Here is an 11,709-nt window from a genome sequence, read left to right on the forward strand (position 1 = left end):
CATTTGGAATGCATGCTCCTGTGGGAGCGAGCCTGCTCGCGAAGAACTCACCTTGGTGTCACTGTTTCAGCACTCAACCGCGCTAACGGCCAAACCACCGCGCGAAGTCTCTTTATATTTGTCATGCATATCCGCGCCGGTATCGCGCATGGTGCGGATCACCCGGTCCAGCGAGATGAAGTGCTGGCCATCGCCGCGCAAGGCCATCTGCGCCGCGTTGATCGCTTTCACCGCCGCAATCGCATTGCGTTCGATGCACGGCACCTGCACCAGTCCACCGACCGGATCGCAGGTCAGGCCGAGGTTATGTTCCAGACCGATTTCCGCCGCGTTGCACAGTTGCTCCGGTGTCGCGCCCAAGATCTCCGCCAGACCCGCTGCCGCCATCGCGCAGGCCGAACCCACTTCACCCTGGCAGCCGACTTCGGCACCGGAGATCGAGGCGTTCTTCTTGCACAGAATCCCCACCGCCGCCGCACCCAGAAAGTAGTCGACGACGTTGGCGTCGGTGACCGCTTCGCTGAACTTCATAAAGTAGTGCAACACCGCCGGAATGATCCCCGCCGCGCCATTGGTCGGCGCCGTGACCATACGACCGCCCGCGGCGTTTTCTTCGTTGACCGCCAAGGCGAACAGGTTGACCCATTCCATCGCGCTCAACGTCGAACCGATCACGTTGGGCTTGTTCAATTCCTGCAGGTTGCGATGCAACTTCGCCGCACGCCGACGCACATTCAAACCACCGGGGAGGATGCCTTCGTGCTTGAGGCCCTGCTCGACGCAATCCTGCATCGCCCGCCACAGCTTCATCAGGCCGGCGCGGATTTCTTCTTCGCTGCGCCAGACCTTTTCGTTGGCCATCATCAATTCGGCGACGCGCAGATTGTTCTTTTGGCACAGCTGCAGCAGTTCTACTGCGCTGGAAAAGTCATAGGGCAATTCAGTGCGATCCAGATCGACCACGCCGCTGGATGCCTGCGCCTGATCCACCACGAATCCGCCGCCGACCGAATAGTAGGTGTCACGATGAATCTCGCCGTGATCGCCTTCGGCAATCAGGGTCATGGCGTTGGGGTGGAACGGCAGGTTCTCGTCGATCAGGCGCATGTCGCGCGCCCAGACAAACGGCACCGACAAACGGCCGTCCAGAAGAAGCGTGTGGGTTTCACGCAGGGCCTGGATTCGCGGGCCAATCTGCGACGGGTCGATTGCGTCCGGCCACTCGCCCATCAGGCCCATGATCACCGCGTTGTCGCTGCCGTGACCAATGCCGGTGGCCGACAGCGAACCGAACAGTTGCACTTCTATACGCCGCACCTGTTCGAGCAGGTGCCGGTCGCGCAGCGATTCGACAAACAGGGCCGCGGCGCGCATCGGGCCGACGGTGTGGGAACTGGACGGGCCGATGCCGATTTTGAACAGGTCGAAAACGCTGATAGCCATTGCTGCAGAGCTCCTGAGGATGCCGTTCCCGGGCGTTAAGCGCCCGCTGGCGGAGCTGCTACGCTCAAGCTGCGATCCGCCGGAATGCCCGCATCATCAGGCTTTTGTCAGGTCGTCCGGCGTCTGACACCGACGCACTCATGCCCACCAACGCCGTGCCGGTTTGCTCCCCTGTTTTCGCCGTTTTTATGCGGTTCAGATGGCCAAACGGGGTAGAAAAAAGCTGTAAACGACGTCACTGACACTGGATGCGACCATCCCTGTACTGGATACGACCCACCCTGTAGGCGTCAGATTTTCACTGGTACATGATCGTTATGACTCGATTGCAAGGCGCCGTGGTAGAGCTGTCTCCAGAACGCCATCCAACCGCAACCTATAAGTGCGGTGGTCCACAGTCGGAACACTGCCAAAAAAAACACCAAGGAGTCCATCCATGAAAGGTTCCCCGTCGTTGTTGTTGGCCGCCATGCTGAGTCTGCCGTTACTGGCTCACGCTGCAGAACCCGCTCAGTGCAGTACCGTGAACTTCTCCGATGTCGGCTGGACCGACATCACCGCCACCACCGCCACCACCTCGGTGGTACTCGACGCCCTCGGCTACAAGACCAAGACCACCATGATCTCCGTGCCCGTGACCTACAAGTCGCTGGCCGACGGCAAGAACATGGACGTGTTCCTCGGTAACTGGATGCCGACCATGGAAAACGACATCAAGGCCTACCGTGATGCCGGCACCGTCGAAGTGGTGCGCACCAACCTCAAGGGTGCCAAATACACCCTCGCCGTACCGCAAGCCCTGTACGACAAGGGTCTGCATGACTTCGCCGATATCGCCAAATTCAAGAAAGAGCTCGACGGCAAGATCTACGGCATCGAGCCCGGCAATGACGGTAACCGCCTGATCCAGAGCATGATCGACAAGAACGCTTTCGGCCTGAAGGACGCCGGTTTCAAAGTCGTCGAATCCTCCGAAGCGGGCATGCTCTCGCAGGTTGACCGCGCACAGAAACGCGACACCGCCGTGGTCTTCCTCGGCTGGGCGCCGCACCCGATGAACAAGCGCTTCAAGATTCAATACCTGACCGGCGGCGATGACTTCTTCGGCCCCGATTTCGGTGCTGCGACCGTGGCGACCAACACCCGCAAGGGTTACACCACTGAATGCAGCAATGTCGGTCAGTTGCTGAAGAACCTGGAGTTCACCGTCGACATGGAAAGTACCCTGATGGGCAACATCCTCGACGACAAGATGAAGCCTGAAGCGGCCGCCAAGGCCTGGCTGAAAAAGAACCCACAGGTGCTCGATACCTGGCTCGCTGGCGTGACCACCATTGACGGTAAACCTGGCCTGGAAGCCGTGAAAGCCAAGCTCGCACAGTAATTGCCTTACGCCGGGCGAGTTCGCTCGCCCGGGCTGTTTATTCCTTGCATGCGGACGTTCACTACCATGCTGATTGATCAGAAAATCCCTTTAGGCCAGTACATCGCGGGCTTCGTTGAATGGTTGACGCAACACGGCGCCAGCACCTTCGACGCAATCGCCGTGACACTGGAAACGATGATCCACGGCGTGACGTTTGCGCTGACCTGGTTCAACCCGCTGGTGCTGATCGGCCTCATCGCCCTGCTGGCCCACTTCATCCAGCGCAAATGGGGACTGACGGTATTCGTCATCGCCTCCTTCCTGCTGATCCTCAATCTGGGGTACTGGCAGGAAACCATGGAAACCCTCGCCCAGGTCATGTTCGCGACCTTGGTCTGTGTGGTCATCGGCGTGCCGCTGGGCATCGTCGCCGCGCACAAGCCGATGTTCTACACTTTAATGCGTCCGGTACTCGATCTGATGCAGACCGTACCGACCTTCGTTTACCTCATTCCTACCCTGACCCTCTTCGGGCTGGGTGTGGTGCCGGGCCTGATCTCCACGGTGGTGTTCGCCATCGCTGCGCCGATCCGCCTGACCTACCTGGGCATCCGCGATGTCCCGCAAGAACTGATGGACGCCGGCAAGGCCTTCGGCTGCTCGCGTCGCCAATTGCTTTCACGGATCGAACTGCCTCACGCCATGCCGAGCATCGCGGCCGGCATCACCCAGTGCATCATGCTGTCGCTGTCGATGGTGGTGATCGCGGCACTGGTGGGCGCCGATGGACTCGGCAAACCGGTGGTCAACGCACTGAACACTGCTGATATCGCCCTGGGCTTCGAAGCGGGCCTGGCGATCGTACTGCTGGCGATCATGCTCGACCGTATCTGCAAACAACCCGACGCCAAAGCAGGGGGTGACGCATGAGCATAATTCGCTTTGATAACGTTGACGTGATCTTCACCAAGGATCCGCGCGAAGCACTGAAACTGCTCGATCAAGGTTTGACCCGCAGCGAGATCCTGAAAAAGACCGGGCAGATCGTTGGCGTGGAAAAGGCCAGCCTGGACATCAACAAAGGCGAGATCTGCGTGCTGATGGGCCTGTCCGGCTCCGGCAAGTCGAGCCTGCTGCGCTGCATCAACGGCCTCAACACCGTCAGTCGCGGCAAGCTGTTCGTCGAGCACGAAGGCAAGCAGATCGACATCGCTTCCTGCACCCCGGCCGAACTGAAAATGATGCGCACCAAACGCATCGCCATGGTGTTCCAGAAGTTCGCCCTGATGCCGTGGCTGACAGTGCGCGAGAACATCAGTTTCGGTCTGGAAATGCAGGGCCGGCCGGAAAAGGAACGGCGCAAGCTGGTGGACGACAAGCTCGAACTGGTGGGCCTGACCCAATGGCGCAACAAGAAGCCCGATGAACTCTCCGGCGGCATGCAACAGCGGGTCGGACTGGCCCGGGCGCTGGCGATGGACGCCGACATTCTGTTGATGGACGAACCGTTCTCGGCACTCGACCCGCTGATTCGCCAGGGTCTGCAGGACGAACTGCTGGAACTGCAGCGCAAGCTGAGCAAGACCATCGTGTTTGTCAGTCACGACCTCGACGAGGCGCTCAAACTGGGGAGCCGCATCGCGATCATGAAGGACGGCCGGATCATCCAGTACAGCGTGCCGGAAGAGATCGTGCTGAACCCGGCAGACGACTATGTGCGCACCTTCGTGGCCCACACCAATCCGCTCAACGTGCTCTGCGGTCGCAGCCTGATGCGCACACTGGACAACTGCAAACGCATCAACGGTTCGGTGTGCCTCGACCCGGGCGGCGACTCGTGGCTGGACCTGGCCGAAGGCAACACCATCAAAGGCGCACGGCAGAACGGTTCGGTGCTGAACCTGCAGAACTGGGCCCCGGGCCAGGCCGTGGAAGGCCTGGAGCGCAAACCGACGCTGGTGGACTCGAACATCGGCATGCGTGACGCGCTGCAGATTCGCTACCAGACCGGCAACAAACTGGTGCTGCACGACAACAACCATGTGGTGGGGATTCTGGGCGACAGTGAGCTGTATCACGCGTTGCTGGGCAAGAACCTGGGGTAAGAACCCCGCACACAAAAACGCCGCGAGAGGATCGCGGCGTTTTTGTTGGTTACATAAATTGACTTGATACATGGACAACTGTGGCGAGGGAGCTTGCTCCCGCTTGAGTGCGCAGCACTCACAAATTCTTGGGGTCGCTTCGCAACCCAGCGGGAGCAAGCTCCCTCGCCACAAACAGCTTCGCCATTAACTTAAGGTTTAGCTATACACCCGGCCAAGGAGCTGCCGATGGCTTTCAAACTGATCGAGCACATCGCGTGTGATCTGATCCTGCGTGAAGCCCATCAGGTCGTAGTCCTGGCTGCCGTTGTGCAGGTACACCTCGGCACGGTAATAACGCTGGCGCGCCTCATCGGACTGGGCCGATTCGGTCGGGGTCGCCAGGTAACCGTCCAGGCTCACTTCGTAGACGAAAGGGTTGCCCTCTTCCATCTCGACGCGCACGCCCATGCAGCGTTTGGACTTGCCCAGCAGCGTCTGCACTTGCAGACCCTGTGCACGCATTTGCGCGGCCGCATCTTCCAGCGCAGGGCTGACCTGTTTGTCCATGAAGCGCTGCACCACCGATTGGCTCGGCTGCAGATCCAGTTGGGTCAGGCGCTCGCTGAAACCGCGACGACCGCGCTCAGCCAATTGCGCCTGCTCCTGTTCGATCTGCACGTCCTGACGCATCGCCTTGTGCAGGCCGAACATGAAGAACACCAGCACCACCGAGAACGGCAGCCCGGCCAGCACCACCATGGTTTGCATGGCTTCGAAGTTACCGGCGAACAGCAGACCGATAGTCACCAGCGTGATCACCACCGACCAGAAGATCCGCAGCCAGTGCGGCGCATCTTCATCGACGTTGCCGCCCTTGCAGGACAGATTCGCCATCATCACCGCGCCGGAGTCGGCCGGGGTCAGGAACAGCACGAAGCCAACAAAGATCGACACACCGATGACGACTTTCGACGCCGGGTAGTGTTCCAGCAACTGGTAGATCGCCATCGACGGCTGTTCCAGCGCCGTCTTGCCGAGTTCCACCGCGCCCTGGTTCATCACCAGATCCAGTGCCGAGTTGCCGAAGATCGACAGCCACGCCAGGGTGAAGCCCAGCGGAATCAGCAGCACGCCAGCCACCAGCTCACGCACGGTACGACCACGGGAAATACGCGCGATGAACATGCCGACGAATGGCGCCCAGGAAATCCACCAGGCCCAGTAGAACAGGGTCCACAGGCCCAGCCAGCGGTCGGACTTGGCGCTGTCGCCTTCATAGACGTACAGGTCGAAGGTCTTCAGCACCACGCCGTTGAGGTAATCGCCGATGTTCTGCACAAAGCCGTTGAGCAGGTGCAGGGTCGGGCCGAACAACAGGACGAAAATCAGCAGACCGCTGAACAGCACGATGTTCAGGTTGGACAGGCGACGGATGCCGTTTTCCACACCGGACACGGCAGCGATGGTCGCCACGGTGCTCATCACGATGATCACGATCAGCAGGTTGGTGTTGCTGTGCTCCATGCCGAACAGGTTTTCCAGGCCGGAGGACACTTGCAGCGAGCCGATCCCCAGGTTGGTCACCAGGCCCAGCAAGGTCACGAACATGCCGAAACCGTCCACCGCATGACCGGCGGCGCCCTTGACCCAACGCTCGCCCACCAGCGGATACAGCGCCGAACGCAGGGCCAGCGGCTGGTTATGACGGTAAGCGAAGTACGCCACGGCCAGACCGACCAGTGCGTAGATCGCCCAGCCGTGCAGGCCCCAGTGCAGGAACGTCAGTTGCACCGCCTGACGCGCAGCCAGGTTGCTGGCCGCTGCGCCTTCCGGCGGATTGAAGTAATGGTCCAGCGGCTCGGACGCGCCGAAGTACAGCAGCGAAATACCGATACCCGACGAGAACAGCATCCCCGCCCAGGCGCCGTAACTGAAATCCGGGGTATCGTCCTTGCTGCCCAGTTTGAGTTTGCCGTAGGAGGAAAACGCCAGGCCCACCACAAACACCAGATAGGCGGCGATCACCACCATGTAGTACCAGCCGAAGCTGCGCGACAACCAGGCCTGAGCCATACCCAACATTCTGCCGGCCTCTTGCGGGGCGATGATCAGAATGGCGGTCAACAACAGAATCAACGCGGTCGAGGTGTAAAACACCCAACCGTTGACCGTCACCTTCTCGGGCGGGGTCTTTATTAGCGAGGCAGAACTCATGGCACAAATGCTCCAGGCAGTGCGAGAGAAGAACACAAGGCAACACGGAACCCGACCAATCGGTTAGTTGGCAGCCGACCGGCGGGTGATATAAAGACACCCCGAAAAAAGCCCGAACCTGCCGAAATGGCGTTGCGAATCGCTTTCGTGGCCAAAGCTGTGCGGACGTTCATCCGAAACCTGGCCCCGAGCGTCTTGCCCATTCAACACGTCCATCGAATAGCGAACCGCGCCATGCCCCACGCAGGTTTCAAGGATTTTCGGAGGTCGTTTTATCGCCATTTACAAGCAGAAAAAATCTGTAGGCAGCGACGATTTGTCGCAGATCTTATTCTTTGTTGATTGAACGTTCAATCAAAACAAAATAGACTGGCCCTCAATCCGATCGGCGTTTATCGCCCGTTGGAAGGCCTAAGGAGATGTGCAAGATGCCCAAGGTCGGTATGCAACCCATCCGCCGCCAACAACTGATCGAAGCCACGTTGCAGGCGGTCGATCAGGTCGGTATGGGGGACGCCAGCATTGCGCTGATCGCCCGTTTGGCCGGTGTCTCGAATGGCATCATCAGTCACTATTTTCAGGACAAGAACGGCCTGATTGCCGCCACGATGCGGTATCTGATGAATGTCCTCAGCGAGAACGTCACCGCGCGCCGGCAGGCGCTGGCAGACAGCAGCCCACGGGCGCATCTGCAGGTGATCATCGAAGGCAACTTCGACGCCAGCCAGGTCAATGGCCCGGCAATGAAAACCTGGCTGGCCTTCTGGGCCACCAGCATGCACCAGCCGTCTTTGCACAGGTTGCAGCGGATCAACGATCACCGTCTGTATTCCAACCTGTGCTGCGAGTTCCGCCGTGTGTTGCCGCTCGAAGATGCGCGCAGCGCCGCGCGTGGACTGGCAGCGTTGATCGACGGCTTGTGGTTGCGCGGCGCGCTGTCGGGAGACGCTTTCGACACCGCGCAGGCGCAACAGATCGCTTACGAATACATGGATTTCCAATTGGCCAAGCAGGTGAGCCAGAGCACACAGAAAACGCTCGGTACCTGAACCGCCACCGCAGTTTCAGCGCGGTGGTCGACGCCAACCACTAATGCACTTGCGAGGACACTATGGCCCGTTTCGAACTGCAAAAACTCTACATCGATGGCGCGTACTCCGACGCTGGCAGCGATGCCACTTTCGAAGCCATCAACCCGGCGAACGGTGAAGTCCTCGCCAAAGTGCAACGTGCGACCAAGGAAGACGTCGAGCGTGCTGTGGTCAGCGCTGAAAAGGGTCAGAAAATCTGGGCCGCGATGACCGCCATGGAGCGTTCGCGCATTCTGCGCCGCGCCGTCGACATCCTGCGCGAGCGCAACGATGAACTGGCTGCTCTGGAAACCCTGGACACCGGCAAAGCCTTCTCCGAAACCAAGTACGTCGACATCGTCACTGGTGCTGACGTGCTGGAATACTACGCAGGCCTGGTGCCGGCGATCGAAGGCGAGCAGATCCCGCTGCGCGACACGTCCTTTGTCTACACCCGTCGCGAACCGCTGGGCGTGGTCGCTGGTATCGGCGCGTGGAACTACCCGATCCAGATCGCGCTGTGGAAATCCGCACCGGCCCTGGCCGCTGGTAACGCGATGATCTTCAAGCCAAGCGAAGTCACCTCGCTGACGACCTTGAAACTGGCCGAGATCTACACCGAAGCCGGCCTGCCAAACGGCGTGTTCAACGTCCTGACCGGCAGCGGCCGTGAAGTCGGCACCTGGCTGACCGAGCACCCGCGCATCGAGAAAGTTTCCTTCACCGGCGGCACCGACACCGGCAAGAAAGTCATGGCCAGCGCTTCGGCTTCGTCGCTCAAAGACGTGACCATGGAACTGGGCGGCAAGTCGCCGCTGATCATCTGCGACGACGCCGACCTGGATCGCGCCGCCGACACCGCGATGATGGCCAACTTCTACAGCTCCGGTCAGGTCTGCACCAACGGTACTCGCGTGTTCGTACCGAGCCACCTGAAAGCCGCTTTCGAAGCCAAGATCGTCGAGCGCGTCGCGCGCATCCGCATCGGCAACCCGGAAGACGAAAACACCAACTTCGGCCCGCTGGTCAGCTTCGCCCACATGGAAAGCGTGTTGGGTTACATCGCCAAGGGTAAAGAAGAAGGTGCCCGCGTGCTGTGCGGCGGCGAGCGTCTGACCGACGGCGAATTCGCCAAAGGCGCCTTCGTTGCACCGACCGTGTTCACCGATTGCACCGACGAGATGACCATCGTCCGTGAAGAAATCTTTGGCCCGGTGATGGCGATCCTCTCCTACGAGACCGAAGAAGAAGTGATCCGCCGCGCCAACGACACCGACTTCGGCCTGGCCGCCGGTATCGTCACCAAAGACCTGAACCGCGCGCACCGCGTGATTCATCAACTGGAAGCCGGTATCTGCTGGATCAACGCCTGGGGCGAGTCCGACGCCAAAATGCCGGTGGGCGGTTACAAGCAGTCGGGCGTAGGCCGTGAAAACGGCATCAGCTCGCTGACCAACTACACACGCATCAAATCGGTACAGGTCGAGCTGGGCGATTACGTCTCGGTGTTCTGATCTGACTCAGAGTCTGGATGGGGCCTTTGTGGTGAGGGGATTTATCCCCGACGGGCTGCGAAGCAGCCCCCTTCCGGACACTGCTGTTCTCCAGATAGATCTCAATCGCTGATTTCAAGACTGCTGCGCAGCCTGTCGGGGATAAATCCCCTCACCACAGAGGATTCTCTCCTCACCACAGGTGTTGCGGCGTCCCGGCGATCTTGACCTGACCACATCTAAAGAGGGTGCATTCAATGTCCCAAGAATTCGATTACATCATCATCGGTGCCGGCTCGGCCGGTAACACCCTGGCGACCCGTCTGACTGAAGACGAAGGCGTCACCGTGCTGCTGCTCGAAGCAGGCGGCCCGGACTATCGTTTCGACTTCCGCACGCAAATGCCGGCCGCGCTGGCATTCCCGCTGCAGGGTCGTCGCTACAACTGGGCGTACGAAACCGATCCGGAGCCACACATGGACGGTCGCCGGATGGAATGCGGTCGCGGCAAGGGCCTCGGCGGTTCCTCGCTGATCAACGGCATGTGCTACATCCGTGGCAACGCGATGGACTACGACGGCTGGGCGAAACTGCCAGGCCTGGAAGACTGGACCTACCTCGACTGCCTGCCGTACTTCCGTAAAGCGGAAACCCGTGACATCGGCCCGAACGATTACCACGGTGGCGACGGCCCGGTCAGCGTGACCACGCCGAAAGCCGGCAACAACCCGCTGTTCCACGCCATGGTTGAAGCCGGCGTGCAAGCCGGTTACCCGCGCACCGAAGACTTGAACGGCTACCAGCAGGAAGGCTTCGGCCCGATGGACCGCACCGTGACGCCGAACGGCCGTCGTGCTTCCACTGCCCGAGGCTACCTCGACGTCGCCAAAAAACGCTCGACCCTGACCATCGTTACCCACGCCCTGACCGACAAGATTTTGTTCGAAGGCAAGCGTGCGGTCGGTGTGCGTTACCTGGTCGGTTCGGCGGAAGAGCGCGTTGAAGCCAAGGCACGCAAGGAAGTTCTGCTGTGCTCCGGCGCCATCGCTTCGCCGCAGATTCTGCAGCGCTCCGGCGTCGGCCCGGCAAAACTGCTGGAAAGCCTCGACATCCCGGTCGTCCATGACCTGCCGGGCGTCGGTGAAAACCTGCAGGATCACCTTGAGCTGTACCTGCAATACGCTTGCACTCAACCGGTCTCGCTGTACCCGTCGCTGCTCTGGTACAACCAGCCAGCCATCGGTGCCGAGTGGCTGTTCAACGGCACCGGCATCGGCGCCAGCAACCAGTTCGAAGCCGGCGGTTTCATCCGTACGCGCGAAGAGTTCGAATGGCCGAACATCCAGTACCACTTCCTGCCGGTGGCGATTAACTACAACGGCAGCAACGGTGTGAAAGAGCACGGCTTCCAGGCGCACATGGGCTCCATGCGTTCGCCGAGCCGTGGTCGCATCCAGGTCAAATCCAAGGACCCGCGTCAGCACCCGAGCATCCTGTTCAACTACATGGCCACCGAGCAGGACTGGCAGGAATTCCGTGACGGCATCCGCCTGACCCGCGAAATCATGCAACAGCCGGCACTGGACGCCTTCCGTGGCCGCGAAATCAGCCCGGGCATCGACGTGCAAACCGATGAGCAGCTGGACAAGTTCATCCGCGAGCACGCCGAAACCGCGTTCCACCCGTCCTGCTCGTGCAAGATGGGCACCGACGAGATGGCCGTAGTGGATGGCGAAGGCCGCGTGCACGGCATGCAGAGCCTGCGTGTGGTCGATGCTTCGATCATGCCGATCATCACCACCGGTAACCTGAATGCGCCGACGATCATGATGGCCGAGAAAATCGCCGACAAGATCCGTGGCCGCAAACCGCTGCCGCGCAGCACTGCTGCCTACTATGTTGCTGGCGGTGCGCCGGTGAAGGGCAAGCCAATGCGTGATATCACGCCTGTTGCCCAGTAAGGCGTAATACCGAAGCGCTACCTTCGCGAGCAGGCTCGCTCCCACATTGGAATGCATTTCAAAGGTGGGAGCGAG

The 11,709-nt window shown here is 60.3% G+C and carries 8 protein-coding genes; 6 read left to right on the top strand and 2 right to left on the bottom strand.

Annotation, left to right across the window (positions count from 1 at the left end):
* Positions 1-66: 66 nt before the first annotated feature.
* Positions 67-1,443 carry an L-serine ammonia-lyase gene (locus tag HT737_RS13210; RefSeq protein ID WP_041063379.1) on the bottom strand — a complete coding sequence of 459 codons (1,377 nt, stop codon included), beginning with the start codon at positions 1,441-1,443 and terminating at the stop codon, positions 67-69.
* A 436-nt stretch (positions 1,444-1,879) separates the two neighbouring features.
* Between HT737_RS13210 and HT737_RS13215 the strand changes: the two genes are divergently transcribed.
* From HT737_RS13215 to choV, 3 genes are all read left to right on the top strand, one after another.
* Positions 1,880-2,827 carry a choline ABC transporter substrate-binding protein gene (locus HT737_RS13215; protein ID WP_041063381.1) on the top strand — a complete coding sequence of 316 codons (948 nt, stop codon included), beginning with the start codon at positions 1,880-1,882 and terminating at the stop codon, positions 2,825-2,827.
* A gap of 66 nt (positions 2,828-2,893) precedes the next feature.
* Entirely contained in the window at positions 2,894-3,739 is an 846-nt protein-coding gene (choW, locus tag HT737_RS13220; protein ID WP_041063383.1) for a choline ABC transporter permease subunit, read from the top strand.
* Positions 3,736-4,914 carry a choline ABC transporter ATP-binding protein gene (choV, locus tag HT737_RS13225; RefSeq protein ID WP_041063385.1) on the top strand — a complete coding sequence of 393 codons (1,179 nt, stop codon included), beginning with the start codon at positions 3,736-3,738 and terminating at the stop codon, positions 4,912-4,914. Before choW ends, choV begins: the two co-directional genes overlap by 4 nt.
* Positions 4,915-5,112: 198 nt before the next feature.
* Here choV and betT read toward each other — a convergent pair whose 3' ends face one another.
* Complete coding sequence (gene betT, locus HT737_RS13230) at positions 5,113-7,110, bottom strand: choline BCCT transporter BetT (protein ID WP_121187577.1); 1,998 nt, start codon at positions 7,108-7,110, stop codon at positions 5,113-5,115.
* Between the two features lie 428 nt (positions 7,111-7,538).
* Here betT and betI point away from each other — a divergent pair, with 428 nt between their 5' ends.
* The 3 genes from betI to betA all read left to right on the top strand — a co-directional run bounded on the left by betI (position 7,539) and on the right by betA (position 11,634).
* Complete coding sequence (betI, locus tag HT737_RS13235) at positions 7,539-8,159, top strand: transcriptional regulator BetI (RefSeq protein WP_041063389.1); 621 nt, start codon at positions 7,539-7,541, stop codon at positions 8,157-8,159.
* Between the two features lie 62 nt (positions 8,160-8,221).
* Positions 8,222-9,694, top strand: a complete 1,473-nt coding sequence (gene betB, locus HT737_RS13240) for a betaine-aldehyde dehydrogenase (RefSeq protein ID WP_047297082.1) — start codon at positions 8,222-8,224, stop codon at positions 9,692-9,694.
* Positions 9,695-9,930: 236 nt separating this feature from the next.
* Complete coding sequence (betA, locus tag HT737_RS13245) at positions 9,931-11,634, top strand: choline dehydrogenase (protein WP_047297083.1); 1,704 nt, start codon at positions 9,931-9,933, stop codon at positions 11,632-11,634.
* Positions 11,635-11,709 lie beyond the last annotated feature (75 nt).

This window comes from Pseudomonas sp. MD195_PC81_125, from assembly GCF_014060985.1.
GTDB classification, from domain to species: Bacteria; Pseudomonadota; Gammaproteobacteria; order Pseudomonadales; family Pseudomonadaceae; genus Aquipseudomonas; species Aquipseudomonas parakoreensis.

What these genes read in the sequence shown, in the direction of transcription:
- choV (WP_041063385.1), top strand. Translation starts at nt 3,736, where the DNA reads ATGAGCATAATTCGCTTTGATAACGTTGACGTGATCTTCACCAAGGAT.
- choW (WP_041063383.1), top strand. Translation starts at nt 2,894, where the DNA reads ATGCTGATTGATCAGAAAATCCCTTTAGGCCAGTACATCGCGGGCTTC.
- betI (WP_041063389.1), top strand. Translation starts at nt 7,539, where the DNA reads ATGCCCAAGGTCGGTATGCAACCCATCCGCCGCCAACAACTGATCGAA.
- betB (WP_047297082.1), top strand. Translation starts at nt 8,222, where the DNA reads ATGGCCCGTTTCGAACTGCAAAAACTCTACATCGATGGCGCGTACTCC.
- betA (WP_047297083.1), top strand. Translation starts at nt 9,931, where the DNA reads ATGTCCCAAGAATTCGATTACATCATCATCGGTGCCGGCTCGGCCGGT.
- HT737_RS13210 (WP_041063379.1), bottom strand. Translation starts at nt 1,443, where the DNA reads ATGGCTATCAGCGTTTTCGACCTGTTCAAAATCGGCATCGGCCCGTCC.
- betT (WP_121187577.1), bottom strand. Translation starts at nt 7,110, where the DNA reads ATGAGTTCTGCCTCGCTAATAAAGACCCCGCCCGAGAAGGTGACGGTC.
- HT737_RS13215 (WP_041063381.1), top strand. Translation starts at nt 1,880, where the DNA reads ATGAAAGGTTCCCCGTCGTTGTTGTTGGCCGCCATGCTGAGTCTGCCG.